This window comes from Pseudomonas sp. C9D1 (assembly GCF_056491235.1).
The window spans coordinates 362,908-388,277 of record NZ_JBSZIE010000003.1 but is presented as its reverse complement, the minus strand read 5'-3'; the positions used below and the strand labels follow the sequence as shown (position 1 = coordinate 388,277).

Annotated in this window: 25 protein-coding genes and 3 tRNA genes; 21 read left to right on the top strand and 7 right to left on the bottom strand. The window is 65.9% G+C overall.

Annotation, left to right across the window (positions count from 1 at the left end; translation table 11 throughout):
* The 5 genes from uvrC to ACXI0U_RS29240 all read left to right on the top strand — a co-directional run bounded on the left by uvrC (position 1) and on the right by ACXI0U_RS29240 (position 2,989).
* Entirely contained in the window at positions 1-1,824 is a 1,824-nt protein-coding gene (gene uvrC / locus ACXI0U_RS29260; RefSeq protein WP_435635568.1) for an excinuclease ABC subunit UvrC, read from the top strand.
* Between the two features lie 32 nt (positions 1,825-1,856).
* Positions 1,857-2,417 (top strand): CDP-diacylglycerol--glycerol-3-phosphate 3-phosphatidyltransferase, encoded by a 561-nt coding sequence (pgsA, locus tag ACXI0U_RS29255; protein ID WP_021218990.1) that lies wholly within the window; start codon positions 1,857-1,859, stop codon positions 2,415-2,417.
* Between the two features lie 68 nt (positions 2,418-2,485).
* A tRNA-Gly gene (locus tag ACXI0U_RS29250) sits at positions 2,486-2,561 on the top strand.
* A 43-nt stretch (positions 2,562-2,604) separates the two neighbouring features.
* A tRNA-Cys gene (locus tag ACXI0U_RS29245) sits at positions 2,605-2,678 on the top strand.
* A 224-nt stretch (positions 2,679-2,902) separates the two neighbouring features.
* Positions 2,903-2,989: transfer RNA gene (locus ACXI0U_RS29240), tRNA-Leu, on the top strand.
* A gap of 184 nt (positions 2,990-3,173) precedes the next feature.
* Here the strand turns inward: ACXI0U_RS29240 and ACXI0U_RS29235 are convergent.
* A complete protein-coding gene (locus ACXI0U_RS29235; protein ID WP_184490247.1) occupies positions 3,174-3,485 on the bottom strand; it encodes a hypothetical protein in 312 nt (103 codons plus the stop codon).
* Between the two features lie 180 nt (positions 3,486-3,665).
* Complete coding sequence (locus ACXI0U_RS29230; RefSeq protein WP_021222489.1) at positions 3,666-3,854, bottom strand: carbon storage regulator; 189 nt, start codon at positions 3,852-3,854, stop codon at positions 3,666-3,668.
* A 340-nt stretch (positions 3,855-4,194) separates the two neighbouring features.
* On the opposite strand from ACXI0U_RS29230, the gene ACXI0U_RS29225 reads away from it, so the two are divergent.
* The 3 genes from ACXI0U_RS29225 (at position 4,195) to galU (ending at position 6,817) form a co-directional block, all read left to right on the top strand.
* Positions 4,195-4,479 carry a hypothetical protein gene (locus tag ACXI0U_RS29225; RefSeq protein WP_021222490.1) on the top strand — a complete coding sequence of 95 codons (285 nt, stop codon included), beginning with the start codon at positions 4,195-4,197 and terminating at the stop codon, positions 4,477-4,479.
* Positions 4,480-4,566: 87 nt separating this feature from the next.
* Positions 4,567-5,928 (top strand): UDP-glucose dehydrogenase family protein, encoded by a 1,362-nt coding sequence (locus tag ACXI0U_RS29220; RefSeq protein ID WP_479551237.1) that lies wholly within the window; start codon positions 4,567-4,569, stop codon positions 5,926-5,928.
* Between the two features lie 49 nt (positions 5,929-5,977).
* Positions 5,978-6,817, top strand: a complete 840-nt coding sequence (gene galU / locus ACXI0U_RS29215; protein ID WP_021222492.1) for a UTP--glucose-1-phosphate uridylyltransferase GalU — start codon at positions 5,978-5,980, stop codon at positions 6,815-6,817.
* 95 nt (positions 6,818-6,912) lie between these two features.
* On the opposite strand, the gene ACXI0U_RS29210 is transcribed toward galU, so the two are convergent.
* The gene (locus ACXI0U_RS29210; RefSeq protein WP_479551236.1) at positions 6,913-7,335 is read right to left on the bottom strand and encodes a VOC family protein; all 423 of its coding nucleotides are present in this window, start codon (positions 7,333-7,335) and stop codon (positions 6,913-6,915) included.
* A 94-nt stretch (positions 7,336-7,429) separates the two neighbouring features.
* Between ACXI0U_RS29210 and gorA the strand changes: the two genes are divergently transcribed.
* Both gorA and ACXI0U_RS29200 read left to right on the top strand, forming a co-directional pair.
* Positions 7,430-8,788 carry a glutathione-disulfide reductase gene (gene gorA / locus ACXI0U_RS29205; RefSeq protein WP_479551235.1) on the top strand — a complete coding sequence of 453 codons (1,359 nt, stop codon included), beginning with the start codon at positions 7,430-7,432 and terminating at the stop codon, positions 8,786-8,788.
* Between the two features lie 7 nt (positions 8,789-8,795).
* Positions 8,796-9,419 carry a trimeric intracellular cation channel family protein gene (locus ACXI0U_RS29200; protein ID WP_021222495.1) on the top strand — a complete coding sequence of 208 codons (624 nt, stop codon included), beginning with the start codon at positions 8,796-8,798 and terminating at the stop codon, positions 9,417-9,419.
* Between the two features lie 15 nt (positions 9,420-9,434).
* Here the strand turns inward: ACXI0U_RS29200 and ACXI0U_RS29195 are convergent, their stop codons facing one another.
* Positions 9,435-9,902 (bottom strand): copper chaperone PCu(A)C, encoded by a 468-nt coding sequence (locus ACXI0U_RS29195; RefSeq protein ID WP_184490244.1) that lies wholly within the window; start codon positions 9,900-9,902, stop codon positions 9,435-9,437.
* Positions 9,903-9,961: 59 nt separating this feature from the next.
* On the bottom strand, positions 9,962-10,975 hold the full coding sequence (locus tag ACXI0U_RS29190) for an MBL fold metallo-hydrolase (RefSeq protein WP_479551234.1): 1,014 nt from the start codon (positions 10,973-10,975) through the stop codon (positions 9,962-9,964).
* A gap of 168 nt (positions 10,976-11,143) precedes the next feature.
* Between ACXI0U_RS29190 and ACXI0U_RS29185 the strand changes: the two genes are divergently transcribed.
* Entirely contained in the window at positions 11,144-11,950 is an 807-nt protein-coding gene (locus ACXI0U_RS29185) for a dienelactone hydrolase family protein (RefSeq protein ID WP_184490242.1), read from the top strand.
* A gap of 19 nt (positions 11,951-11,969) precedes the next feature.
* On the opposite strand, the gene ACXI0U_RS29180 is transcribed toward ACXI0U_RS29185, so the two are convergent.
* Entirely contained in the window at positions 11,970-12,134 is a 165-nt protein-coding gene (locus ACXI0U_RS29180; RefSeq protein ID WP_479551233.1) for a hypothetical protein, read from the bottom strand.
* Between the two features lie 281 nt (positions 12,135-12,415).
* Here ACXI0U_RS29180 and edd point away from each other — a divergent pair, with 281 nt between their 5' ends.
* The 4 genes from edd to ACXI0U_RS29160 all read left to right on the top strand — a co-directional run bounded on the left by edd (position 12,416) and on the right by ACXI0U_RS29160 (position 17,554).
* On the top strand, positions 12,416-14,242 hold the full coding sequence (gene edd / locus ACXI0U_RS29175; protein WP_479551232.1) for a phosphogluconate dehydratase: 1,827 nt from the start codon (positions 12,416-12,418) through the stop codon (positions 14,240-14,242).
* The gene (locus ACXI0U_RS29170) at positions 14,239-15,192 is read left to right on the top strand and encodes a glucokinase (RefSeq protein WP_479551231.1); all 954 of its coding nucleotides are present in this window, start codon (positions 14,239-14,241) and stop codon (positions 15,190-15,192) included. Before edd ends, ACXI0U_RS29170 begins: the two co-directional genes overlap by 4 nt.
* Before the next feature lie 195 nt (positions 15,193-15,387).
* Positions 15,388-16,119 (top strand): response regulator, encoded by a 732-nt coding sequence (locus tag ACXI0U_RS29165; protein WP_479551230.1) that lies wholly within the window; start codon positions 15,388-15,390, stop codon positions 16,117-16,119.
* A gap of 16 nt (positions 16,120-16,135) precedes the next feature.
* The gene (locus ACXI0U_RS29160; protein WP_021222503.1) at positions 16,136-17,554 is read left to right on the top strand and encodes an ATP-binding protein; all 1,419 of its coding nucleotides are present in this window, start codon (positions 16,136-16,138) and stop codon (positions 17,552-17,554) included.
* A gap of 20 nt (positions 17,555-17,574) precedes the next feature.
* Here the strand turns inward: ACXI0U_RS29160 and ACXI0U_RS29155 are convergent, their stop codons facing one another.
* A complete protein-coding gene (locus ACXI0U_RS29155; RefSeq protein ID WP_479551229.1) occupies positions 17,575-18,528 on the bottom strand; it encodes a phytanoyl-CoA dioxygenase family protein in 954 nt (317 codons plus the stop codon).
* A 136-nt stretch (positions 18,529-18,664) separates the two neighbouring features.
* Here ACXI0U_RS29155 and ACXI0U_RS29150 point away from each other — a divergent pair, with 136 nt between their 5' ends.
* The 6 genes from ACXI0U_RS29150 (at position 18,665) to ACXI0U_RS29125 (ending at position 25,364) form a co-directional block, all read left to right on the top strand.
* Positions 18,665-19,561 (top strand): helix-turn-helix domain-containing protein, encoded by an 897-nt coding sequence (locus ACXI0U_RS29150; RefSeq protein WP_316927045.1) that lies wholly within the window; start codon positions 18,665-18,667, stop codon positions 19,559-19,561.
* A gap of 148 nt (positions 19,562-19,709) precedes the next feature.
* The gene (locus ACXI0U_RS29145) at positions 19,710-20,963 is read left to right on the top strand and encodes an ABC transporter substrate-binding protein (protein ID WP_021222506.1); all 1,254 of its coding nucleotides are present in this window, start codon (positions 19,710-19,712) and stop codon (positions 20,961-20,963) included.
* Between the two features lie 143 nt (positions 20,964-21,106).
* Entirely contained in the window at positions 21,107-22,015 is a 909-nt protein-coding gene (locus ACXI0U_RS29140; protein WP_021222507.1) for a carbohydrate ABC transporter permease, read from the top strand.
* The gene (locus ACXI0U_RS29135) at positions 22,008-22,853 is read left to right on the top strand and encodes a carbohydrate ABC transporter permease (protein ID WP_479551228.1); all 846 of its coding nucleotides are present in this window, start codon (positions 22,008-22,010) and stop codon (positions 22,851-22,853) included. The genes ACXI0U_RS29140 and ACXI0U_RS29135 overlap by 8 nt, the downstream gene beginning before the upstream one ends.
* Before the next feature lie 46 nt (positions 22,854-22,899).
* Positions 22,900-24,060 carry an ABC transporter ATP-binding protein gene (locus ACXI0U_RS29130; RefSeq protein ID WP_021222509.1) on the top strand — a complete coding sequence of 387 codons (1,161 nt, stop codon included), beginning with the start codon at positions 22,900-22,902 and terminating at the stop codon, positions 24,058-24,060.
* An 83-nt stretch (positions 24,061-24,143) separates the two neighbouring features.
* Positions 24,144-25,364, top strand: a complete 1,221-nt coding sequence (locus ACXI0U_RS29125; protein WP_423728179.1) for a maltoporin — start codon at positions 24,144-24,146, stop codon at positions 25,362-25,364.
* Positions 25,365-25,370 lie beyond the last annotated feature (6 nt).

Genomic DNA, 25,370 nt, shown 5'->3' with positions numbered 1-25,370 from the left:
ATGCCCGACATTTTCGACGCAACTGATTTCCTTGCCGCCTGCAGCGGGCGCCCGGGTGTTTACCGGATGTTCGAAGAGGGCGGCAAGCTCCTCTATGTGGGCAAGGCCAAGAACCTCAAGAAGCGCCTCGCCAGCTACTTCCGCAAGACCGGGCTGGCACCCAAGACCGCCGCCCTGGTGGCGAAGATCGCGCAGATTGAAACCACCATCACCGCCAACGAGACCGAGGCGCTGCTGCTCGAGCAGACCCTGATCAAGGAGTGGCGCCCGCCGTACAACATCCTGTTGCGCGACGACAAATCCTATCCCTACGTGCACCTGTCCGATGGCCCGTATCCGCGCCTGAGCATCCACCGTGGTGCGAAGAAGCGGAAGGGGCGTTATTTCGGGCCCTATCCAAGCGCCGGGGCCATTCGCGAGAGTCTCGCCTTGCTGCAGAAGGCCTTTCTCGTGCGCCAGTGTGAGGACAGCTACTTCCGCAATCGCACCAGGCCCTGCCTGCAATACCAGATCAAGCGTTGCAAGGGGCCGTGCGTGGATTTGGTCGAGCCGGCCGAGTACGCCGAGGACGTGCGGCATTCGGTGATGTTCCTCGAGGGGCGTAGCAATGCGCTGGCCGAGGAGCTGTCCAGCAGCATGGAGCAGGCCTCGATGCGGCTGGAGTTCGAGCGAGCCGCCGAGCTGCGCGATCAGGTCGCCATCCTGCGCCGCGTCCAGGATCAGCAGAGCATCGAGGGCGGTACCGGGGATGTGGATGTGGTCGCCGCCATCGTCAACCCGGGCGGTGCCTGTGTGCACATGATCAGCGTGCGTGGCGGGCGAGTGCTTGGCAGCAAGAACTTCTTCCCCCAGGTCGCTATCGAGGAGGAGGTAGGTGACGTACTGGTGGCCTTCATCGCCCAGTACTACCTGAGCAACATGGAGCGCGACCTGCCCCAGGAGCTCATCGTCAATACCGTGCATGAGGACTTCCCCACGCTGGTCCAGGCCATCGCCGAACTGCGTGGGCGGGAGCTGAGCATCAGTCATCGGGTACGGACCAATCGTGCCCGCTGGCAGCAGCTGGCCGTCACCAACGCCGAGCAGGCCCTGGCTGCGCGCCTCGCCAATCGTCAGCACATGGCTGACAAGTTCGAAGCGCTGGCCGAGGTGCTGGACCTGGACGAGCCGCCGCAACGGCTGGAGTGCTACGACATCAGCCACTCCAGTGGTGAGGCGACCGTTGCCTCTTGCGTGGTCTTTGGGCCGGAAGGTGCGCTGAAGTCGGACTACCGCCGTTACAACATCGAAGGCGTCACCGCTGGCGACGACTACGCCGCCATGCACCAGGCGCTGACCCGCCGCTTCAGCAAGCTCAAGGAAGGTGAGGGCAAGCTCCCCGACATCCTGCTGGTCGACGGCGGCAAGGGCCAGATGGCGATGGCGCAGGAAGTGCTCCAGGAGCTGGCCGTGCCCGAGCTCATCCTCCTCGGTGTCGCCAAGGGCGTGACCCGCAAGCCCGGCTTCGAGACCCTTTACCTGAACGACGCGGCCCATGAGTTCACCTTGCCGGCGGACTCGCCCGCGCTGCACCTGATCCAGCAGATCCGCGACGAAGCCCACCGTTTCGCTATCACGGGTCATCGCGCTCGTCGTGGCAAGGCTCGGCGAACTTCCAGTCTGGAGGAGGTGGCGGGCGTGGGGCCAAAGCGTCGGCGCGAGCTGCTCAAGCACTTCGGTGGGCTGCAGGAACTGTCCCGCGCCAGCATCGAGGAAATCGCCAAGGCGCCTGGTATCAGCAAAAAGCTCGCAGAGTCGATTTATGCAGCCCTGCACAGCGAGTAGAATGCCCGCTCATTTCCGGTTCAGCTGTCACGATGAATATTCCTAATCTTCTCACCGTTCTGCGCGTTCTGCTGATTCCCGTCTTCATCCTGCTCTTCTATATGCCGTTTTCCTGGAGCTACCTGGCAGCCAGTGCGGTGTTCGCTGTGGCAGCGGTGACCGACTGGTTCGATGGCTACCTGGCCCGGCGCTGGGAGCAGAGCACCCCCTTCGGCGCCTTCCTCGACCCCGTGGCCGACAAGCTGATGGTCGCCGTGGCGCTGGTGCTGCTGGTGGAGGAGCATCACAACCTGTGGCTGAGCCTGCCGGCCGCCATCATCATCGGCCGCGAGATCGTCGTCTCCGCGTTGCGCGAGTGGATGGCCGAGATCGGCGCCCGCGCCCATGTGGCGGTATCCAATCTCGGTAAATGGAAGACTGCCGCGCAGATGCTGGCACTGGTGATCCTGCTGGCCAACCCGCCGCATTTCACCTTCTGGGTGCTGGTGGGCTATGTGCTACTGATCATCGCTGCCGGCCTTACCCTGTGGTCGATGCTGCACTACCTGCTGGCCGCCTGGCCGCATCTCAGCACCGAGCCGAAAAAGAAATAAACTTTTTTGAATCAAGGGGTTGACGGGCGCTTATGAATCTATAGAATGGCGCCCGTCACCAAGACAAAGCGGGAATAGCTCAGTTGGTAGAGCACGACCTTGCCAAGGTCGGGGTCGCGAGTTCGAGTCTCGTTTCCCGCTCCAGATTGTCACGATAGACGCCGCCCCAAGCGGCGTCTTCGTTTGAGGCCGGATGGCAGAGTGGTCATGCAGCGGATTGCAAATCCGTGTACGCCGGTTCGATTCCGACTCTGGCCTCCAATACAAAGCCCCGCAGGCTCACGCCTGTGGGGCTTTTTCTTTTATGCGTTGTTCTTTAGTTTGAGCGCGCAGGGTGGGGGATTTCGGGTGAGCCCGAGATCGCCGATCTACATGGTTTAAGGTTTCCGGCGGGGTATTTTCGTCGGCTTGCGTGGGGAGGAGTGGCTGTATATAGTCCTGCCCTCGCGAAAGGGAGGGCACTCTTCCCATCGTTCAGCGCTACCGCCCGAATGGCGAAATCGGTAGACGCAAGGGACTTAAAATCCCTCGCTGGTAACAGCGTGCCGGTTCGACCCCGGCTTCGGGCACCATACGAATCAAGGGCTTGCGTGCATCATGTACGCAGGCCCTTGTTGTTTTTATTGCCGCAATTCCCACAAATTGCCGCAATTCAGCGCGTTGGGGTGACGACGCGGTAGCCGGGCGCTCAGCCCTATCTAGGTATCTCGCAAGTGAAAAGCCCTGCGCCTGGATGAGGCAGCAGGGCATTCAATGCTACGCGGCGCCGCGTGCTGCCTTGGCCGGCCTGTAGAGGTCTTCGAAGACGTGGCCCGGCATCCAGGTTTCGTATTGTGCGGGGGTGTCGATGTTCCGCACCACGAGGTAGCCGGCGAAGATGCGGTCGGCGCTGGGCGGATGCTTCATGTTGTTGGATTTTGCGAGTTTCTGGTGGCGGTGGCCGTATTCGCGATTCGACAGCTCGCAGGCCCGGACTATCAGGTGGCCAGCCACTGGGGCGCCCTTGAACGCTTCGAAAATCGGCATATCACTAACCTGGATGTACGCCCGATTGAGGTCGTATGACATGGCGATGCCCTCCATGGAGTAAATGTTCAGGGAGCGTAGAAGTGACCTGGCCTCAACGCAAAGAACCTTCGATCGGCTCGACGAGCTGCGCCCCTGGCTGCGTGCAGGGGCTGGCTTGGCCGGATTACTGCAGCCGGAAAAAGGCGCACGCGCCCTCGTTCTTCGGGTGAAAGGACCGGTTCAGGCCGTCAGCTTGGGGTGCGGTACGCCGGCCTGGATGCGTTCGTAGACTTCCTTGCGGTGCACGGCAACGTTCTTCGGCGCGACGATGCCGAACTTCACCTGATGCCCGTGGATGCTGATCACTTCCACCGTGATGCCGCCTTCTATGACGAAGCGTTCGCCGACCGAATTGATGAATAGCTGCATGACGGATCTCCCATAGGGTTGTCGTGGGGCACTCCGGCAGCGCTTCCGGAAATCGGCATGACTTCCCGACGGACATGGATTGCAGCTACCTGATCTCCTGACCTATCGCCATGTTTCGAAGTTCCATCCTTCTGGATGCGTGGTTGTGCGCTTGCCTTTTCCGTACGAAGGATAGGGGCGGTTCCGCTTGTCCGATTTCCCCGCCGGGTTTGAACCCCTGTGCGGGCAGGCTGCTCAAATTTGAAATTTTTCTTGCAGTACCGGGCTCCGCGCATGTGTTGCCATGCTTTTCAGCTAGCCTGAGTGCTGCCTGAAGGAGTCAGGTTCAAGAGGTGCATGAATGGAATCCAAGGAACAGCAGTTGGTTCGCCTGCTCAGTCTCACAACCCGCAGTCTCACCCACCTCACCGCCGCGATGACCGAAATGTCGTTCGAGATGATGCGCAGCGACGACCAGGCCATCAAACAGGCCGGGCAACGCATGATCGATCACCTGGCGGCCATCGGCGCTGGCCTCGATCAGCACTGGGAAACCCTCGGCACCTACGCCGGCGAGCCCGTGGTCCACGAGTCCACCGAAACCCTGGTCGAGGTCGAGCTCAACCTTCCCGCCGACGGGCGCTGAGCGCCATCACGGCGCGGTCATCCCGCTGTCACCGTTCTGCCACCGGAGTCCGCTGCAATCCCTGTATCCATACAGGGAGGGTGAGCCATGCAGCTTTGCGTCGTCGGTGCGGGTTACGTCGGGCTGGTGGCGGCGGCCTGTTTCGCCGAGATGGGCAATCGGGTCGTTTGCGTGGAGCGCGATCCCTGGCGCCTCGCGCGCCTGCAACGTGGCGAGCCGACGATCTACGAGCCCGGCCTGGAAGCCATGTTGAAGATGCACCTCGCCAGCGGCCAGCTGAGCTTCAGCGCGCAGCTGGAGGAGAGCGTCGAACGGGCGGAGATCATCTTCATCGCCGTCGGCACCCCCAGCGGCGAGGACGGCTCTGCCGACCTTTCCCACGTGCTGGCGGTGGCCGATCAGCTGGGCGCCATGCTGCGGCGGCCCTGCCTGGTAGTGAACAAGTCCACGGTGCCGGTGGGTACGGCGGAGCGGGTAGCGGATCGCATCCACATGGCGCTCGCCAGGCGTGACCTGGCATTCACCGTGCCGGTGGCAAGTAACCCCGAGTTCCTCAAGGAAGGTTCGGCGATCGACGACTTCATGCGGCCGGACCGCATCATCATCGGCTGTGACGACCCGGCCTCCGGCGAATTGCTGCGCCGCCTCTACGCGCCGTTCTCGCGCAACCACGATAGGGTGCTGGTGATGGCCACCCGTGCCGCCGAATTCAGCAAGTACGCCGCCAACGCCTTCCTCGCCACACGCATCTCCTTCATGAACGAGATGGCCGGCCTCTGTGCGCGCCTGGGTGTCGATGTGGAGGAGGTGCGCCGCGGTATCGGCAGTGATCGGCGCATCGGCACCCATTTCATCTATGCCGGCTGCGGCTATGGCGGCTCGTGCTTCCCCAAGGATGTGCGCGCGCTGATCCGCTGTGCCGAGCAGGAAGGCATCGAGCCCGGCATCCTGCGGGCGGTCGAGGCGCGCAACGCGCTGCAGAAGACCCTGCTGTTCCAGTCCGTGCGTGAGCACTTCAATGGTTTCGTGCGCGGGCGCACCGTTGCGGTCTGGGGGCTGGCCTTCAAGCCCGGCACTGATGACCTGCGCGAGGCGCCGAGCCTGGTGCTGCTGGATGCGCTGCTCGCTGCGGGCGCGCGCGTTCGCGCCTGTGATCCCGTGGCGGTGTCAGCGGTGGCGGCGCGCTACCCGGAGCAGCTCGCCAGCGGGCAGCTACACTTGGGCGACTCGCCGTACCAGGCGGTGGAGAATGCCGACGCCCTGGTGCTGGTGACCGAATGGAAGCAGTTCCGGCAGCCGAACTTCGAGCGGATTCGCGGTCTGATGAAAATGCCGGTCATCTTCGATGGCAGGAATCTCTACGACCCGGCGCAGCTGGCTGGAATGGGGTTTCTATATCGCGGCATCGGACGCCCAGCAGCTGGGCATTGTAAGGCGACTGCGGCCTGATTAGACTGCGCGGCAGTTTGCCCAACACCCCACCTTTTCAAGGTTAAACATGATCAAGAAATGCCTGTTCCCGGCCGCTGGTTACGGTACCCGTTTTCTGCCAGCCACCAAGGCCATGCCCAAGGAAATGCTGCCGGTGGTGAACAAGCCACTGATCCAGTACGGCGTTGAAGAGGCCCTCGACGCAGGCCTCAGCGAGATCTCCATCGTCACCGGCCGCGGCAAGCGCGCCCTGGAAGACCACTTCGACATCAGCTACGAGCTGGAGCACCAGATCAAGGGCACCGACAAGGAGAAATACCTGGTCGGCATCCGCCGCCTGATCGACCAGTGCAGCTTCTCCTACACCCGCCAGGTGGAAATGAAAGGCCTCGGCCACGCCATCCTCAGCGGCCGACCGCTGATCGGCGACGAGCCCTTCGCCGTGGTCCTGGCGGACGACCTCTGCCTGAACCTCGAAGGTGACGGCGTGCTGACCCAGATGGTCAAGCTGTACAACCAGTTCCGCTGCTCCATCGTCGCCATCCAGGAAGTACCGCCGGAGGAGACCTCCAAGTATGGCGTGATCGCAGGCGAGATGATCCGTGACGATATCTACCGCGTGAACAGCATGGTCGAGAAGCCCAAGCCGGAAGACGCCCCGTCCAACCTGGCGATCATCGGCCGCTACATCCTCACCCCGGACATCTTCAAGCTGATCGAAGAAACCGAGCCGGGCAAGGGTGGCGAGATCCAGATCACCGACGCCCTGATGAAGCAGGCCCAGGACGGTTGCGTGCTGGCGTACAAGTTCAAGGGCAAGCGTTTCGACTGCGGTGGCGCCGAAGGCTACATCGACGCGACCAACTACTGCTTCGAAAACCTCTACAAGACCGGCAAGGCCTACTGATCAGGCCCTGCCAGTCGCATCCACAAGGCCGCTTCTGGGCGGCCTTGTCGTTTCCGGCATTCACGTAGCCCGGGCTTCAGCCCGGGAGGTCGTGCTCAGGGAATCACCATCCCCTCCGAACCCGGCCCCAATGGCTGCCCGTAGCTGAACTCCACGTAGTTTCCCGCCGGGTCCCGCAGCCCGCAGTAGTAGCCTACCGGGTAGGGCTCGTCCCGTGGCGCCCACACCAGGCAGCCCTCGGACCGGGCGCGGGCGGCTATCGCGTCCACCGCCTCGCGGCTGTCCAGGGCGAACCCGAAGTGGCTGTAGTCGTCCGGCGCCAGGTCGCGCGGGCGGCCGCCGGGCATGATGACGAAGATGAAGCGGTGCTCCTGCCCCGGCTCGGCCATCCAGACGATCTTCGAGCCCTTGCCGGCGCGCTCGTGAATCACACGCATGCCGCAGAACGCTTCGTAGAAGCGGATGCAGGGTTCGAGGTCCGGCACGTGCAGGGCGAGGTGGGTGAGGGTAGGGCGCATGGGGTTCCTCCTTCGCTGGCTCAAGCATAGGCCCGGCAACTGGTCAGCGGCGCCCGTTCAGGTATGCTGGCCGCCTGTTTCTGGAGACCCTGCCATGGCCTACGATTTCGACCTCTTCGTCATAGGAGCCGGCTCCGCCGGTGTACGTGCCTCGCGCTTCGCCGCCGGTTTCGGTGCCCGCGTCGCGGTAGCGGAAAGCCGCTACCTGGGCGGCACTTGCGTGAACGTCGGTTGCGTGCCGAAAAAGATGCTGGTGTACGGCGCCCACTTCTCCGAAGACTTCGAGCAGGCCCAGGGTTACGGCTGGAACCTGGGCGAGGCGGGCTTCGACTGGCCCACCCTGATCGCCAACAAGAACCGCGAAATCCAGCGCCTCAACGGCATCTACCGCAACCTGCTGGTTAACAGCGGCGTCACCCTGCTGGAGGGCCATGCGCGCCTGGTGGATGCCCACACCGTGCAGGTCGGCGAGCAGCGCTTCAGCGCCGAGCACATCCTCGTCGCCACCGGTGGCTGGCCGCAGATTCCTGATCTGCCGGGCCGCGAGCACGCCATCAGCTCCAACGAAGCCTTCTTCCTCGAAAAACTGCCCCAGCGCGTGCTGGTGGTGGGCGGCGGCTACATCGCCGTCGAGTTCGCCTCGATCTTCCACGGCCTGGGCGCCAAGACCACGCTGCTGTATCGCAAGGACCTGTTCCTGCGCGGCTTCGACGGCGCCGTGCGCACCCACCTGCGTGACGAGCTGAGCCGCAAGGGGCTCGACCTGCAGTTCAATGCCGACATCACCCGCATCGACAAGCAGGCCGACGGCAGCCTGCTCGCCACCCTCAAGGACGGCCGCACCCTCGAGGCCGACTGCGTGTTCTACGCCACCGGCCGCCGCCCGATGCTGGACGACCTGGGCCTGGAGAACACCGGCGTCGAGCTGGACGACCGTGGCTTCATCAAGGTGGACGACGAATACCGCACCACCGAGCCCTCCATCCTCGCCCTGGGCGATGTCATCGGCCGCGTGCAACTGACCCCGGTCGCGCTCGCCGAAGGCATGGCCGTCGCCCGTCGCCTGTTCAAGCCCGCCGAATATCGCCCGGTGGATTACGACCACATCCCCACTGCTGTCTTCAGCCTGCCCAATATCGGCACCGTCGGCCTCAGCGAGGAAGACGCCCGCGCGCGCGGCCACAAGGTCAAGGTCTTCGAGAGCCGCTTCCGCCCCATGAAGCTGACCCTCACCGAGAACCAGGAACGCACCCTGATGAAGCTGGTGGTCGACGCCGAAAGCGACCGCGTGCTCGGCTGCCACATGGTCGGCCCCGAGGCAGGCGAGATCGTCCAGGGCCTGGCCGTGGCGCTCAAGGCCGGCGCCACCAAGCGCATCTTCGACGAGACCATCGGTGTGCACCCCACCGCCGCCGAGGAGTTCGTCACCATGCGCACCCCCGTGGGGAACTGACGCGGAAATGGCCCAGCTCTTCTACCTGGCAGACCTGTTCGGCGTTGCCGTCTTCGCCATCACCGGCGCGCTGATGGCCGGGCGCAAGTCCATGGACCTGTTCGGCGTGCTGGTGATCGCCATCATCACCGCGCTGGGCGGTGGCACCCTGCGGGACGTCATCCTCGGCAACCACCCGGTGAGCTGGATACGCGACGACACCTACATCCTCGTCGCCTCCCTGGCCGCCGTGGGCACCGTGCTCTGGGTGCGGCTGACCCGGCCGATCAACGAAACCGGCCTGCTGGTGGCGGACGCCTTCGGCCTGGCGGTGTTCACCGTCTACGGCACCGAGGTGGCCCTGCAGCACCAGGTGCCGTTCAGCACCGCCATCATCATGGGGGTGATCACCGGCGTTGCCGGCGGCGTGATGCGTGACGTCATCTGCAACGAGATCCCGCTGATCTTCCAGAAGGAGATCTATGCCATCGCCTGTGTCGCCGGCTCCCTGGTGTTCATCGGCATGCTGCACCTCGGGCTGCCCCGTTGGCTGGACACCGGTGTCGCCATGCTGGTGGTGCTCGGCACGCGCCTGGCGGCGATCCGCTGGGGGCTCTCGCTGCCGCGCTTCCACCTGCTGGACCGCGACTGACCTCGCGCCCGGTCGCTATCTGGATTGAGTCGTCGCGGGCCGCTCGGCCCGTACCTCGATCGTCATCTCGCCACCCCGGGCGAAGCGCAACGTCAGCGGAAAGCGCTCGCCATCCTTCAATGCGCCCTTGAGGCCTACCAGGGTCAGGTGGCTGCCCGTCGGCGCCAGCTTCAGCACGCCACCGGGCGGCACGCCGAAGGACACCAGGGTCATCACCCGGCGCGCCTCGCCGATGCGCACCGTCGTCTGCAAATCCACCCGCCAGGCACGGGGCGTGCTGGCGCCCACCAGTCGATCGCCCTGGGCGCCGGTATCGGTGATAGCCAGGGAAACCACCGCAGCGGTGGCATCCCAGTCGGACGGCTGCGCCCGCGCCTCGCCAAGCGACAGCTCGCCCGCCTGGCTGGTGGTGCAGGCCAGCAGCGTCAGCAGGAGCAGCGCGTGGCGTTTCCAGGGCAGTGAACGAAAGGGAAGAGGGCGCATCGGCAGAGTCCGGCAGGCGGTGGTGGCTGCGCACGATATCACCGCCGTGCCCCGGAGCCTCAGGGCGTCGCCGGCAGGGCGACTTCCGAGAACGGTACCGGCATCACCACGGGCGTGCCTTCAGGTAGCGCGGCGCGGGTGCGCTCGACCATGCCCTGTTCGTCCAGCAGGCGGATGGTCTGCGGCCGCTGCGGGTCGTTGCCGAAGAAGTCCTCCCAATGGCCGAGCACCACCAGGCGCGGGCGGCTGACCTTGAGCAGGGCGTCGGGGTAATGCTGCACCTGGTTCCAGGAGCCGACGCAAAGAATCTCCACGTCGATGGCCTTGCCGTCTTCGAGTATCGGCGGGAAGCCATAGGGCGGGGTGCTGGCGGAGTCCTGGTAGTGGATGCGGTACACAGGCTTCCCGGCTTCATCCAGCAGGTCCACCAGCCAGGCCAGGGTCTGGCCTTCCTTCCAGTTCCACACGGCGGTCGGCAGTTCCTTCAGGTCCTGGTCGTAGCTACCGCGCAGAAAGGTGATCCCGGCGAAATGCGGGGCGTGCATGCTCTGGATCGGCATGGCGCGGAAGCGTCGGTCCCTGGAATAGAGCCAGGTTCCCGGTTGCGCGGCTTTCCCGGGTTCCCCGGCTTCCTTGACGTTGGCCATGGCCGGCTCGGCGTTGACGATGCGTTCCGCCGGCAGCACCGCGCGGAGGATGTGCCCGGCGGTGGCCGAACCGTAGGCGATGGCGTTCGGCGCCTGCTTCTGCATCACCCTTGGCACATCGAGCAGGTGGTCGTAGTGGGCATGGCCGATCAGCAGCATGCTGACGTCATCGGCGGGCGGCATGCGGGCATCGATAATCGCCTCGTCGGCCTTCACCCGCAGCGGCGGCAGGCCGAGGAAGGACGGGTTGCTGAAGGACGGCGCGATCAGCAGCCCCTCGCCGCGCCAGTGCATCAGATAACCGCCCACGCCCAGATACTGCAGCTTCGGTGGCGGGGCATCGCGCTCGGCGGTCAGCGGCAGGCCAACCGGGTCGCGGGCGCAGCCGGCCAGTGCAAGCAGGAGCAACAGGGCGTATCGGGGCATGCGGAATCCTCCAGTGGGCGCGCGAGTATGGAGTCTCGCCGCTGCGCTTTCACCTGCCATAAGGAGGGCGCTGTGCGGGTGCGACCCTATCGGCGATTGGCGAATGCCGGGAAAACCGCGACACTGCATGCTTTCCAAGCGCTTCGCTTCACCCAGGGAGAGATAGAAATGCCCAGATTGCCGCTCATTTTCGCCTTGCTGGCCTGCGCGGGTATCGCCCAGGCGGAAATCCGCACCCAGGAGATCCCCTACAAGGCCGCCGACGGCACGGCGCTGGTGGGCTACTACGCCTACGACGACGCCGTCGAGGGCAAGCGCCCCGGTGTGGTGGTGGTGCACGAGTGGTGGGGCCTGAACGACTACGCCAAGCGCCGCGCCCGTGACCTCGCCGAGCTGGGCTACAGCGCCCTGGCCATCGACATGTACGGCGAAGGCAAGAACACCGAGCACCCGGCCGACGCGCTGGCCTTCATGCAGGCCGCCCTGAAGGACGCCCCCGCCGCCAAGGCGCGCTTCCTCGCCGGGCTCGACCTGCTGAAAAAGCAGCCGCAGACCGATGCCACCAAGCTCGCCGCCATCGGCTACTGCTTCGGCGGCAAGGTGGTGCTGGACGCCGCGCGCCAAGGCGTGCCCCTGGCCGGCGTGGTCAGCTTCCACGGCGCCCTGGCCACCGCCACCCCGGCCACCAAGGGCAGCGTCAAGGCCAAGGTGCTGGTGGAGCACGGCGGCCAGGACAGCATGGTCACCAAGGCCGACGTCGCCGCCTTCAAGGAGGAGATGGACAAGGCCGAGGCCGACTACCGCTTCGTCCTCCAGGCCAAGGCCAAGCACGGCTTCACCAACCCGGATGCGGATCGCCTCAGCCACGCCGGCCACGGCAGCGAGAAGGGCCCGGATATCGGCTACAGCCAGGTCGCCGATGAAAACTCCTGGGCCGACATGCAAAGCTTCTTCAAGGACCTCTTCCCCCGCTGATACCGGGTTTGCGCCGCCCTCAGCGTGACGGGCGGCGCAGGCGCGCCGTATGGCCCTGGTTGTCGTTGCGCTGGCCGGTGCGGCCCTGTTCGCGGCGCGCTTCCTCTATCAGTGCCTCGTGATCGGCGACTTCCGTTGGTGTCTGTTGCGGGTCGTTCAGGTTGTTGCGCTTGCGCTCTGTCATCGAAGCCTCCTCGCCATGATCTCTGTGCAGCCCGTGAACCCGTCGCGGGTGTATTGGTCATGGCGGTGGAGTACAAGGGGCTGGGTCGGGTTCAACCTATGCTTTGACGGGGCCCTGGTTGGGCGCACCTTCGCCCCGGCCACCGGTCCAAAGCAGGACCTGCACGCCGAATCTGCTTAATGTTGTTCTAATAACAAAATAGCGCTTATGAAATGGCGTGATTCCGTGATTCTGAGTTATCTTGATGCGATTAAAACAAGATATCGCCTGGAGCCGCTGATATGCATCCCCGCATTATCGAAGTAACCGAACGCCTTATCGCCCGCAGCCGCCCCACCCGCGAGCGCTACCTGGCGATGATCCGCGAGGCCGCCAGCAAGGGCCCGCAGCGCGGCAAGCTGCAGTGCGCCAACTTCGCCCACGGCGTGGCCGGCTGCGGTGGCGAGGACAAGCAGCGCCTGCGCCTGATGGACGCCGCCAACGTCGCCATCGTGACCGCCTACAACGACATGCTCTCCGCTCACCAGCCCTACGAGCACTACCCCGAGCGCATCAAGCAGGCGCTGCGGGAGATCGGCTCCGTGGGCCAGGTCGCCGGCGGGGTGCCGGCCATGTGCGACGGCGTCACCCAGGGTGAGCCGGGCATGGAGCTGGGCATCGCCAGCCGCGAAGTCATCGCCATGTCCACCGCCGTGGCGCTGTCGCACAACATGTTCGACGCGGCGGTGTTCCTCGGCATCTGCGACAAGATCGTCCCCGGCCTGATGATGGGCGCGCTGCGCTTCGGCCACCTGCCCACGCTGTTCATCCCCGCCGGGCCCATGCCCTCGGGGCTGTCGAACAAGGAAAAGGCCGACGTCCGCCAGCGCTACGCCGAAGGCAAGGCCACCCGTGACGAGCTGCTGGAATCTGAGATGGCGGCGTACCACGCCCCTGGCACCTGCACCTTCTACGGCACCGCCAACACCAACCAGATGCTGATGGAGATGATGGGCCTGCACCTGCCCGGTGCCTCCTTCGTCAACCCCGGCACGCCGCTGCGCGACGCCCTCACCGAAGAGGCTGCGCGCCAGGTCACCCGGCTGACCCAGCAGGCCGGCGGCTTCATGCCCATCGGCGAGCTGATGGACGAGCGCGTACTGGTCAACTCCATCGTCGCCCTGCACGCCACCGGCGGCTCCACCAACCACACCCTGCACATGCCCGCCATCGCCCAGGCCGCCGGCATCCAGCTCACCTGGCAGGACATGGCCGACCTCTCCGAAGTGGTGCCGACCCTGGCCCACGTCTATCCGAACGGCAAGGCCGACATCAACCACTTCCACGCGGCGGGCGGCGTCGCCTTCCTGGTGCGCGAGCTGCTCGACGCCGGGTTGATGCACGAAGACGTCAACACAGTCGCCGGCCCCGGCCTGCGCCGTTACGCCCAGGAGCCCTTCCTCGAGAACGGCCGCATCGCCTGGCGCGACGGTCCGGCGGCGAGCCTGGACGAAAACATCCTGCGCCCCGTCTCCAATCCGTTCTCGCCGGAAGGCGGGCTGCGGGTGATGGAGGGCAACCTCGGGCGCGGGGTGATGAAGGTGTCCGCCGTCGCGCCGCAGCACCAGGTGGTGGAGGCGCCGGCGCGGGTCTTCCATGACCAGCAGGCCCTCGCCGATGCCTTCGCCGCGGGTGAGCTGGAGCGCGACATGGTGGCGGTGATGCGCTTCCAGGGCCCGCGCTGCAACGGCATGCCCGAGCTGCACAAGATGACTCCCTTCCTTGGTGTATTGCAGGACCGCGGCTTCAAGGTGGCGCTGGTCACCGACGGGCGTATGTCCGGTGCTTCCGGCAAGATCCCGGCGGCCATTCATGTGTGCCCCGAGGCATACGACGGAGGTCCACTGGCGCGCGTGCGCGACGGTGACATCATCCGTGTCGATGGCCAGGCCGGAACCCTTCGGGTGCTGGTGGATGCCGACGCGTTCGCCGCCCGCGAGCTCGCGCCGATCCAGCACAACGCCGAGATCGGCTGTGGCCGCGAGATGTTCGCCTTCATGCGTGCCGCGTTCAGCACGGCGGAGCAGGGGGCGAGCGCCTTTACATCCAGCCTGGAGAGCCTGAAGTGACCTTGGCGCTGGTCGGCGATATCGGAGGTACCAACGCGCGTTTCGCCCTGTGGCGTGACGAGCAGCTGGAGTCGGTCAAGGTCCTGGCGACGGTGGATTTCGCCACCCCGGAACTGGCCATCGAACACTACCTGGCGGGCCTCGGCCTGGCGCCGGGTGCCATCGCCGCCGTCTGCCTGGCCTGCGCCGGGCCGGTGGGGGGCGAGGATTTCCGCTTCACCAACAACCACTGGCGCCTCAATCGCCGCAGCTTCTGCGCAACGCTGAAAGTCGAGCGGCTGCTGCTGATCAACGACTTCTCCGCCATGGCCCTGGGCATGACCCGCCTGCAGCCCGGCGAGCGCATGACCATCTGCGCGGGCGAGGCCGATGCCGAGCGCCCGGCCGTGGTCATCGGTGCCGGCACCGGGCTTGGTGTCGGCACCCTGTTGCCTCTGGGTGAAGGACGCTGGGCGGCGTTGCCAGGGGAGGGTGGCCATGTCGACCTGCCCATCGGCAGCGCCCGCGAAGCCGAATTGTGGCGCCACCTGCACGAGCGCCAGGGCCATGTCAGCGCCGAGAGCATCCTCAGCGGCGGTGGCCTGTTGCAGCTCTACCGCGCCAGCTGCGCCCTCGACGGCATCGAGCCGCACCTGGACAGCCCGGCCGCCATCACCTCGGCGGCCCTGGCCGAGGACAGCGAGGCGAGGGCGGTGCTGGAGCAGTTCTGCGTCTGGCTCGGACGGGTCGCCGGCAACAACGTGCTGACCCTCGGCGCCCGGGGCGGGGTCTATGTGGTCGGTGGCGTGGTGCCGCGTTTCGCCGAGTTCTTCAAGGCCAGTGGCTTCGCCGCTGCCTTCGCCAGCAAGGGCTGCATGAGCGACTACTTCAGCGGCGTACCGGTGTGGCTGGTCACCGCCGAATACCCGGGACTGGAAGGCGCGGGCGTAGCTTTGCAGCAAGTGCTGTAGCCCTGAGGCGCAAACACGGGAAGCGGACGCATTGCACGTTCCCGGCACGGCGCCTGATGTAGGGTGGACCACGCTTCACCGGTCCACCGATGGTATGCACCGACGCCGACAGGTGGATGAAAAGAGCGTCATCCACCCGACGCCAACGCCCTGCATCCAAATGGACATGACCCATAACAACAAAGGAAGGCCCACGTGAGCCAAGCCGGTAAAACCATCCTCCTGGTCGATGACGACGAGGAAATCCGCGACCTGCTGCACACCTACCTGAGCCGCGCCGGCTTCCAGGTGCGCACCGTGGGCGACGGCGCCGCCTTCCGCCAGGCCATGGGCGAGGTGGCCGCCGACCTGGTCATCCTCGACGTGATGCTGCCCGACGAAGACGGCTTCAGCCTGTGCCGCTGGGTGCGCCAGCACCAGCGCCTGGCCCAGGTGCCGATCATCATGCTCACCGCCAGCTCCGACGAGGCCGACCGGGTGATTGGCCTCGAACTGGGCGCCGACGACTACATCGGCAAGCCCTTCAGCCCCCGCGAGCTGCAGGCGCGCATCAAGGCGCTGCTGCGTCGTGTCGGCTTCGCCCAGGAGCGCGGTGCCGGCGAGTCCCAGGTGCTGGCCTTCGACGAGTGGCGGCTGGACATGGTCAGCCACCGCCTGTTCCACATCGACGGCGAGGAAGTGATCCTCTCCGGCGCTGACTTCGCCTTGCTCAAGCTGTTCCTCGACCGCCCGCAGCAGATCCTCGACCGCGACACCATCGCCAACGCCACCCGGGGCCGCGAGGTGATGCCCCTGGAGCGCATCGTCGACATGGCCGTGAGCCGCCTGCGCCAGCGCCTGCGCGACACCGGCAAGGCGCCGCGGCTGATCCGCACCGTGCGCGGCTCGGGCTACCTGCTGGCGGCCCAGGTCTCGCCCCATGCCTAAACGCCGCTGGAACCCCATGCCGCGCTCGCTGCTCGGGCGCATGCTGTTCCTCACCCTGCTGGTGGTGCTCATGGCCCAGGCGCTGTCCAGCGTCATCTGGGTCTCGCAGCTGCGCGCCAGCCAGATGGAAGGCCTGCTCACCAGCGCGCGCAGCCTGGCCCACTCCATGGCCGCCAGCGTCGCCTACTTCCGCTCGCTGCCCCTGGGTTACCGGCCGCTGGTGCTGGACCAGCTGCGCAGCATGGGCGGCACGCGCTTCTTCGTTTCTCTCAACGACAAGCCGCTGGACATGCAGGTGCTGCCCGCCACGCCGCGCAAGGCCGCGGTGCTCGACGTGGTCGACGACGTGCTGCGCGAGCGCCTGGGCAAGCAGGTGGACCTCTCGGTGCAGTTCGTCAGCCCGGACGACCTGCGCATCTTCAACGGCGAGCTCAAGCTCGACGAGTTGCCGCGTTCCTGGGCCCACTACGCCCTGAGCCTGGAGCCGCTCAACCCGCCGGTGCTGGTGACGCAGATCCAGATCGCCCCCAACGAATGGCTCTACCTCGCCTCGCTGATGCCGGCGCCCTACGTCAGCCTCGAAGACCAGGGCCTGCCGGCGCAGCAGCTGTGGTTCATCATCCTCACCAGCAGCTTCCTGCTGCTGTTCATCGGCCTGCTGGTGCACTGGCAGAGCCGGCCGCTCAAGCGCCTGGCGGCAGCGGCGCGGGACATGTCCCTGGGCGCCACCGTGGAGCCGCTGGCGGAGGCGGGCGGCAGCGAGGTGGTGGAGGTGAGCCGCGCCTTCAACAGCATGCGCGAGCGCATCAGCCGCTACCTCAGCGAGCGCAGCCAGCTGTTCAGCGCCATCTCCCACGACCTGCGCACCCCCATCACCCGCCTGCGCCTGCGTGTCGAACTGCTGGAGGACGAAGCCCTGCAAGCCAAGTTCGGCCGCGACCTCGACGACCTGGAGCTGCTGGTCAAGGGCGCGCTGCAATGCGTGAAGGACACCGACATCCACGAGAACATCGAGCCGGTGGACCTCAACCACCTGCTGCACTGCCTGGTGGACCCCTACCTGGGCAATGGCCGCGTCACCCTGGAAGGCACCGCGCGCCGGCCTTTCCCGGGCAAGCCCCTGGCGTTGCGGCGCTGCATCGGCAACCTGGTGGACAACGCCCTCAAGTACGGCCAGCGCGCCCACCTGCACATCGAGGACGGCCGCGACGCCTTCGTGCTGCACGTGGATGACGAAGGCCCCGGCGTGCCCGAGCAGCGCCTGGAGCAGGTCTTCGAGCCGCACTTCCGTCTCTCCGGCCAGCAGCAGGGCTACGGGCTGGGCCTGGGCATCGCCCGCAACATCGCCCATAGCCATGGCGGCGAGGTCAGCCTGCGCAACCTGCGTGAAGGCGGGCTGCGGGTGACCCTGGAGCTGCCCCGCGTCGCCGACTGAGCCCCGCTCGCCACTGCGTATCAGGGCCAGGGCTCCAGCCCCAGCAGGCGGCGCCCGTGTTCGCTGAGCTCGGCACGGGCGAAGTGGCGGCGCTCGTACTCCCTTGGGTCGCCGGGGAAGGGGTCGCCCAGCGGGTGGGTCTGCTCCGCCCAGGTATGGATGCGCGCCTGGCGCAGCGGTTCGTTGTCGAAGTCCGCCGGGAACATCGAGATGTACTGCGCCAGGCGCACGCGGTCCTCCGAGCGGTTGGGGCGCACGCCGTGGGCCAGCAGGCTGTTGAAGATCAACAGGTCGCCCTTGTCGAGGCGGATGTTTTCGATGGCGTGCGCGCCGATATCCGGCTTGAAGGGGTTGGCGCCTTCGGGCTGGCGCGACCACCACTGCTCGATCGCTTCGAAGATGCCGGGCACGCACTGGAAGCCACCGACCTCGTCGTCCTGCGGCGCCAGGGACAGCACGCCTTGAGCGGCGATGGGCAGCGGCCGTTGCGACACATCGACGTCGAAGTGGATGAAGCCGTCCTTCTTCCCGGCCGCGCGGGCTGCCTTGTTCGGCGGGTTGAGGTTGGCGCGGTCGATGGCCACCCAGAGGTCCTCGCGGTCCCAGATGTCGACGAAGGCATCGTAGATGCGCCGGTTCTGTCGGGTGTCCCACAGGCTCTGGTGGTTGTAGACCTCCACCATCCCGGTGTTGTTGAGCTCGGTCATGCGGTGTTCGCGCAGTTGCGGGCGATACCAGGTGCTCGGGTCGTGCGGGTCCATCTCCTGGAAGCGCCAGAGCATGGCCACCACTGCGTCGGCCTCGGCGGCACTGACCGCGTTGCGCACGATCACGTAGCCCTTGCGGGTCCAGTGCTGCCAGTCGGCCTCGCTCAGCACCCGCAGCGGGCGGCGCTTGTCGATGGCTTGCAGCGGGGTGGTCGAGCTCCCCGCGCCAGGGTGGTTGCCGTGCCCGTCGGTGTAGAGGGTCGCCATGTCGTTCTCCTGCGTTGTTGTTATGGGAACGCTTCGCAGGCTATCCAGCGGGGCGCGGCGCCGATGCCGCGGTTAGAGGTAGAAACCGATACTTTTATGGCGTGAGTGCGTTCACCGGTTGCGCTATCGTGCCGGCATGCGCGCATTCCTCGAAACCATCACTCCCGACGACGGGGCCTCCTGGGCACTGCTGAACCGGCGCCTGGAGGAGGGCATCCCCTTCGAGTGGCACCACCACCCGGAGTACGAGCTGACCCTCACCCTCAACAGCCGTGGCCATCGCTACATCGGTGACGACATCGAGCCCTACGACGATGGCGACCTGGTGCTGGTCGGCCCCGGGTTGCCCCACAGCTGGTGCTCCCGCGAGCGGATCGACGCCGGGTCGCCCCATGTGGCGCTGGTCATCTGGTTCCACCGTGACTGGGCCAATGGCCTGCTGGCCATGTTCCCCGAGCTGCGCGACATCGGCGTGCTGCTGGCGGGTGCGGAGCAGGGGTTGAGTTTCGGTGCGGCGACCCGCGCCGGCGTGCGCCCGCTGATCGAAGCGATGCCGGGGGCGGAGCCGGGCCGGCGCCTGATGCTGTTGCTGGACGTCCTGTTGCAACTCTGTCGCGACCCGGATGTGCTGCACCTCGCCAACGCACCGGCCACGCCTGCCGCCATGCCCACGGCTGACCCGCGCATCCAGCGGGTGCTGGACCGGCTGCACCAGGGCTTTGCCGAGCCGCTTTCCATCCCCGAGTTGGCCGAACTCGCCTGCGTCAGCGTCTCGGCTTTCCATCGGATGTTTCGCCGCCACACGCGGATGACCGCCGTGCAATACGTCACGCGGTTGCGCATCGGTCGCGCCTGTTCGCTGCTGATCGCTACCGACCTGGCCGTGGTACGCATCGCCGAGCAGGTGGGCTATGCCAACCTCTCGCTGTTCAACCGCCAGTTCCTCGCGCTCAAGGCCAGCACCCCGAGGGACTTCCGCCGCCTGCACCGCAAGGCGCCGAACCCGCCCCGGGTGGTGTCGGCGATGGGTTGAACCAACCGAGGCAGTTTCCGTTCTGTGTAACCGAGCTGTGACCTTCGGGCATCCCTTTGTTACCCGGCGTTCCGACCATCCTGTTTAGACTCCTGGCATGCGCAAGCACCGACTTGCACAGCCATAAAAACAAAAAGGTGATCCCCTCATGAATGCGTTCTCTCGCCTGGCCGTTGTCGTATCCCTCGCTTCGCTCTTCCCCCTTTCCGCCCTAGCCGGTGAAGTGGAGGTTCTGCACTGGTGGACCTCCGGTGGCGAAAAACGCGCCGCCGATACCCTCAAGGAACTGGTCGAGAAGAAAGGCCATACCTGGAAAGACTTCGCCGTCGCCGGCGGTGGTGGCGAGGCGGCCATGACCGTGCTCAAGACCCGCGCCGTATCCGGCAACCCGCCGTCCGCCGCGCAGATCAAGGGGCCGGACATCCAGGAGTGGGGCGAACTCGGCCTGCTCACCGAGATGGACAACGTGGCCGAGGAGGGCAAGTGGGACCAACTGCTGCCCAAGCAGGTCGCCGGCATCATGAAATACGACGACCACTACGTGGCCGTGCCGGTCAACGTGCACCGGGTCAACTGGCTGTGGATCAACCCCGAGGTGTTCAAGAAGGCCGGCGCCACGCCGCCCACCACCCTCGATGAATTCTTCGTCGCCGCCGACAAGCTCAAGGCCGCCGGCTTCATCCCCGTCGCCCACGGTGGCCAGCCCTGGCAGGACGGCACCACCTTCGAAAACATCGCCCTGAGCATTCTCGGCCCGCAGGACTACCACAAGGCCTTCGTCGAGCTGGATTCGGCGACCCTCTCCGGCGACAAGATGGTCAAGGTGTTCGCCACCCTGCAGAAGCTCCACGGCTACATCGACGCCAACGCCGCCGGCCGCGACTGGAACTCCGCCGCCGCGCTGGTCATCAACGGCAAGGCCGGCATGCAGATCATGGGCGACTGGGCCAAGGGCGAATGGACTGCCGCCGGCAAGGTGGCGGGCAAGGACTACCTCTGCGTGCCGTTCCCCGGCACCCAGGGCAGCTTCGACTACAACATCGACTCGCTGACGATGTTCAAGCTCAAGGACGAAGCCAACCGCAGTGCCCAGGAAGACCTGGCGCGCATCGTCATGGGCACCGAGTTCCAGACCCTGTTCAGTCAGAACAAGGGCTCCATCCCGGTGCGCCAGGACGTCGACATGAGCGGCTTCGACAGCTGCGCCCAGGCCTCCATGAAGGACTTCAAGGAAGCCGTCGGCAACGGCGGGCTGCAGCCGAGCATGGCGCACCTGATGGCCTCCTCGGGCTACGTCCAGGGCGCCGTGTTCGATGTGGTCACCAACTTCTTCAACTCGCCCTCGGCGGACCCGAAGAAAGCCGCCCAGCAGTTGGCTGCTGCCATCCAGGCCGTGCAGTGATCCCCGGGGCCGCGTAAGCGGCCCCTCCCTTACCGACGATTTTCCAGGTGCCGGCAGGCGCCATGGGTTCCTGCTGCCTCGATTTCTCTCTGCTCCCTCCGGGAGAGCGGGCTGTTCGCGTCACCTGTCATACGGAGTGCCCCATGAGCTCAACCGCAGTCTTCACCAAGGCATCGCCGCTGGATGCGCTGCAACGCTGGCTTCCCAAGCTGGTGCTGGCGCCGAGCATGCTCATCGTGCTGGTCGGCTTCTACGGCTACATCCTCTGGACCTTTCTGCTGTCGTTCACCAACTCGCGCTTCATGCCCAGCTACAAGTGGGTGGGCCTGCAGCAGTACGAGCGCCTGTGGGACAACGACCGCTGGTGGGTCGCCAGCCACAACCTGCTGGTCTATGGCGGGCTGTTCATCACCATCAGCCTGGTGATCGGCGTATTCCTCGCCGTGCTGCTGGATCAGCGCATCCGCCGCGAAGGCTTCATCCGCACCGTCTACCTGTACCCCATGGCGCTGTCGATGATCGTCACCGGCACCGCCTGGAAGTGGCTGCTCAACCCCGGCCTGGGGCTGGACAAGCTGCTGCGCGACTGGGGCTGGGAAGGCTTCCGCCTCGACTGGCTGGTGGACCCGGACCGCGTCGTCTACTGCCTGGTGATCGCCGCCGTGTGGCAGTCCTCCGGCTTCGTCATGGCGCTGTTCCTCGCCGGCCTGCGCGGTGTCGACCAGTCCATCGTCCGCGCCGCCCAGGTGGACGGCGCCAGCCTGCCCACCATCTACCTGCGCATCGTCCTGCCGAGCCTGCGCCCGGTGTTCTTCAGCGCGCTGATGATCCTCGCCCACATCGCCATCAAGAGCTTCGACCTGGTGGCGGCGATGACCGCCGGCGGCCCCGGCTACTCCTCCGACCTGCCGGCGATGTTCATGTACGCCAGCACCTTCACCCGTGGGCAGATGGGCCTCGGCGCGGCCAGCGCCATGCTCATGCTCGGCGCCGTGCTGGCGATCATCGTGCCCTACCTGTATTCCGAACTGAGGAACAAGCGCCATGACTAGCCTGGCCGGAAAACCCCCGTTCAGCCTCAGCCGCCTGGCCATCCACGCGACCCTGATCTTCGCCTGCGCCCTCTACCTGGTGCCGCTGGTGGTGATGCTGCTGACCAGCTTCAAGACCCCCGACGACATCCGCACCGGCAACCTGCTGTCGCTGCCGGACGTGTTCACCCTGATCGGCTGGGCCAAGGCCTGGACCCAGGTCGGCGGCTACTTCTGGAACTCGGTGATGATCACCGTGCCGGCGGTGCTGATCTCCACGCTGCTCGGTGCGCTCAACGGCTACGTGCTGTCCATGTGGCGCTTCCGTGGCTCGCAGCTGTTCTTCGGCGCGCTTTTGTTCGGCTGCTTCCTGCCGTTCCAGGTGGTGCTGCTGCCGGCGTCCTTCACCCTCGGCCAGTTCGGCCTGGCCAACACCACCGCCGGCCTGGTGCTGGTGCACGTGGTCTACGGCCTGGCCTTCACCACGCTGTTCTTCCGCAACTTCTACGTCAGCATCCCCGACGCCCTGGTGCGTGCGGCGCGGCTCGACGGCGCGGGGTTCTTCACCATCTTCGGGCGCATCCTGCTGCCCATGTCGGTGCCCACCGTCATGGTCTGCCTGATCTGGCAGTTCACCCAGATATGGAACGACTTCCTCTTTGGCGTGGTGTTCGCCAGCGGCGACAGCCAGCCCATCACCGTGGCCCTCAACAACCTGGTCAACACCAGCACCGGGGCCAAGGAATACAACGTCGACATGGCCGCCGCGATGATCGCGGGCCTGCCGACCCTGCTCGTCTACGTGTTAGCCGGCAAGTACTTCCTCCGGGGGTTGACGGCTGGCGCGGTCAAGGGCTGAACGCCGCTGCGCGTGCCCGCGACGCTACTTATTTGTGGAGATTGATATGGCAACCCTCGAACTGCGCAACGTCAACAAACGCTATGGCAGCGGCCTGGCCGACACCCTCAGGGATATCGAACTGTCCATCGACTCGGGCGAATTCCTGATCCTCGTCGGCCCCTCGGGCTGCGGCAAATCCACCCTGATGAACTGCATCGCCGGGCTGGAGGACATCACCGGTGGCGCCATACTCGTGGACGGTGCCGACATCAGCGGCATGAGCCCCAAGGACCGGGACATCGCCATGGTGTTCCAGTCCTACGCCCTGTACCCGACCATGAGCGTGCGCCAGAACATCGCCTTCGGCCTGAAGATCCGCAAGCTGCCTGCCGCCGAGATCGAGGCCGAAGTCAGCCGCGTGGCCAAGCTGCTGCAGATCGAGCACCTGCTCGAGCGCAAGCCCGGCCAGCTCTCCGGCGGCCAGCAGCAGCGCGTGGCCATGGGCCGGGCCCTGGCACGGCGGCCGAAGATCTACCTGTTCGACGAGCCGCTCTCCAACCTCGACGCCAAGCTGCGGGTGGAGATGCGCACCGAAATCAAGCTCATGCACCAGCGCCTCAAGACCACCACCGTCTACGTCACCCACGACCAGATCGAAGCCATGACCCTGGGCGACAAGGTGGCGGTGATGAAGGACGGCGTCATCCAGCAGTTCGGCACCCCGCAGCAGATCTACAACGACCCGGCCAACCTCTTCGTCGCCGGCTTCATGGGCTCGCCGCCGATGAACTTCATCCCCCTGCGCCTGCAGCGCCGCGACGGCCAGCTGTGGGCCCTGCTGGACAGCGGCCAGGCCCGCTGCGAGCTGCCCCTGGGCGAGCTGGGGGAGGGCATTGAAGGGCGCGAGGTGATCCTCGGCGTGCGCCCCGAGCAGATCCTCGCCAGTGCGCCGGCCGACGCCAGCCTGCCGAGCATCCGCGCCGAAATCGAAGTCACCGAACCCACCGGCCCCGACACCCTGGTGTTCACCAGCCTCAACCAGACCAAGGTCTGCTGCCGCCTGGCGCCGGACGCCGCGCCGCAGATAGGTGAAACCCTCTCGCTGTATTTCGATCCCAGCAAGGTATTGCTCTTCGACGCGCAGAGCGGTGAACGGCTGGGTGGGCTGGGAAAGTCACGAACCGTTGAGCGCGCGGGCAATGTCGCGCAGTTCAAGGGGCGTTGAAAGGAAGGCCGCCCCGGCTGCCATCCGAGCCCAGGGACGGCCCTGATATCCAAGGCAATACAACAATAAAAACTGGAGTGGATATGAACGTGAAGAAGAGTTGGTGGATGCTGCCCTGCGCCATGCTGGCGCTGCCCGGAGCGGCCAATGCACTGGAATTCACCGGCTACATGCGCAGTGGCGCCGGCAGCTCCACCGACGGCGGCACCCAGTCGTGCTTCCAGCTGCCGGGGGCGCAGTCCAAGTACCGCCTCGGCAACGAATGCGAGCAGTACATCGAGCTGGACCTGCGCCAGGACGTGTTCAAGCTCGACGACGGTTCGGTGATCAGCCTCGAAGGCATGGCCCAGCTGTACAACCAGTACGGCCATACGCCCAAGTTCACCGGCGACTACGGCTTCGCGCGGATGAACCAGATGTACGCCGAGTGGAGCAACATGCCCGCCCTCAATGGCGGCTCTTTCTGGGCGGGGCGTCGTTTCTACAAGCGTAACGACATCCACATCTCCGACTTCTACTACTGGAACCAGAGCGCCACCGGCTTCGGCTTCGACGAAGTGGCCATCGGCGACCTGAAGTACAGCTACGTCTTCTCGCGCAAGGACAACTACGACCAGAAGCCCTACATCAACCGCCACGACTTCAACGTCGGCGGCTTCCAGACCAACCCCGGCGGCGAGATGGAAGTGGGCTTCAGCTACATCGACAAGCCCGACAGCACCGACTCCCACAGTGGCTGGGCGGTGACCGCGCAGCACAAGCAGAAGCCCTTCGCCGGCGGCGCCAACACCTTCGCCCTGCAGTACGGCCGCGGCCCGGGCACCGGCCTCGGCTACACCGGTGACCCGACCCTGGACAACAGCGCCTCCAGCTGGCGCGCCGTGGAGTTCTTCGACTGGCAGATCACCCCGCGCTTCGGTGGCCAGTTCGAGGTCGTCTACCAGAAGGACAAGCGCCCCGACGGCGCCGACCAGAACTGGCTGTCGGTCGGCGTGCGCCCGGTCTACGCCATCACCGAGCAGTTCAAGCTGGTCACCGAGCTGGGTCGCGACCAGGTGGAAGCCCCTGGCGGCACCCGCAAACTGACCAAGTTCACCATCGCCCCCACCTGGTCGCCCGCCGGCCCGGGCTTCTGGGAGCGCCCGGAAATTCGCCTCTACTACACCTACGCCAGCTGGAACGAAGCGGCGCAGCGTTCGGCCAGCCTGCTGGCGGCCGGCTCGGCGCTCTCCGACACCGGCGCCTACGGCACCGACCTGCACGGCTCCAACGTCGGCGTGCAGATCGAGTACTGGTGGAAGTGAGCCTGC

Coding starts and splice junctions, on each gene's coding strand:
- ACXI0U_RS29160 (WP_021222503.1), top strand. CDS start 16,136: ATGCCGCGCTCGCTGCTCGGGCGCATGCTGTTCCTCACCCTGCTGGTG.
- ACXI0U_RS29230 (WP_021222489.1), bottom strand. CDS start 3,854: ATGCAGCTATTCATCAATTCGGTCGGCGAACGCTTCGTCATAGAAGGC.
- ACXI0U_RS29220 (WP_479551237.1), top strand. CDS start 4,567: ATGCAGCTTTGCGTCGTCGGTGCGGGTTACGTCGGGCTGGTGGCGGCG.
- uvrC (WP_435635568.1), top strand. CDS start 1: ATGCCCGACATTTTCGACGCAACTGATTTCCTTGCCGCCTGCAGCGGG.
- ACXI0U_RS29200 (WP_021222495.1), top strand. CDS start 8,796: ATGGCCCAGCTCTTCTACCTGGCAGACCTGTTCGGCGTTGCCGTCTTC.
- edd (WP_479551232.1), top strand. CDS start 12,416: ATGCATCCCCGCATTATCGAAGTAACCGAACGCCTTATCGCCCGCAGC.
- gorA (WP_479551235.1), top strand. CDS start 7,430: ATGGCCTACGATTTCGACCTCTTCGTCATAGGAGCCGGCTCCGCCGGT.
- ACXI0U_RS29190 (WP_479551234.1), bottom strand. CDS start 10,975: ATGCCCCGATACGCCCTGTTGCTCCTGCTTGCACTGGCCGGCTGCGCC.
- ACXI0U_RS29140 (WP_021222507.1), top strand. CDS start 21,107: ATGAGCTCAACCGCAGTCTTCACCAAGGCATCGCCGCTGGATGCGCTG.
- ACXI0U_RS29125 (WP_423728179.1), top strand. CDS start 24,144: ATGAACGTGAAGAAGAGTTGGTGGATGCTGCCCTGCGCCATGCTGGCG.
- ACXI0U_RS29225 (WP_021222490.1), top strand. CDS start 4,195: ATGGAATCCAAGGAACAGCAGTTGGTTCGCCTGCTCAGTCTCACAACC.
- ACXI0U_RS29235 (WP_184490247.1), bottom strand. CDS start 3,485: ATGTCATACGACCTCAATCGGGCGTACATCCAGGTTAGTGATATGCCG.
- pgsA (WP_021218990.1), top strand. CDS start 1,857: ATGAATATTCCTAATCTTCTCACCGTTCTGCGCGTTCTGCTGATTCCC.
- ACXI0U_RS29130 (WP_021222509.1), top strand. CDS start 22,900: ATGGCAACCCTCGAACTGCGCAACGTCAACAAACGCTATGGCAGCGGC.
- ACXI0U_RS29135 (WP_479551228.1), top strand. CDS start 22,008: ATGACTAGCCTGGCCGGAAAACCCCCGTTCAGCCTCAGCCGCCTGGCC.
- galU (WP_021222492.1), top strand. CDS start 5,978: ATGATCAAGAAATGCCTGTTCCCGGCCGCTGGTTACGGTACCCGTTTT.
- ACXI0U_RS29180 (WP_479551233.1), bottom strand. CDS start 12,134: ATGACAGAGCGCAAGCGCAACAACCTGAACGACCCGCAACAGACACCA.
- ACXI0U_RS29150 (WP_316927045.1), top strand. CDS start 18,665: ATGCGCGCATTCCTCGAAACCATCACTCCCGACGACGGGGCCTCCTGG.
- ACXI0U_RS29145 (WP_021222506.1), top strand. CDS start 19,710: ATGAATGCGTTCTCTCGCCTGGCCGTTGTCGTATCCCTCGCTTCGCTC.
- ACXI0U_RS29155 (WP_479551229.1), bottom strand. CDS start 18,528: ATGGCGACCCTCTACACCGACGGGCACGGCAACCACCCTGGCGCGGGG.
- ACXI0U_RS29195 (WP_184490244.1), bottom strand. CDS start 9,902: ATGCGCCCTCTTCCCTTTCGTTCACTGCCCTGGAAACGCCACGCGCTG.
- ACXI0U_RS29185 (WP_184490242.1), top strand. CDS start 11,144: ATGCCCAGATTGCCGCTCATTTTCGCCTTGCTGGCCTGCGCGGGTATC.
- ACXI0U_RS29210 (WP_479551236.1), bottom strand. CDS start 7,335: ATGCGCCCTACCCTCACCCACCTCGCCCTGCACGTGCCGGACCTCGAA.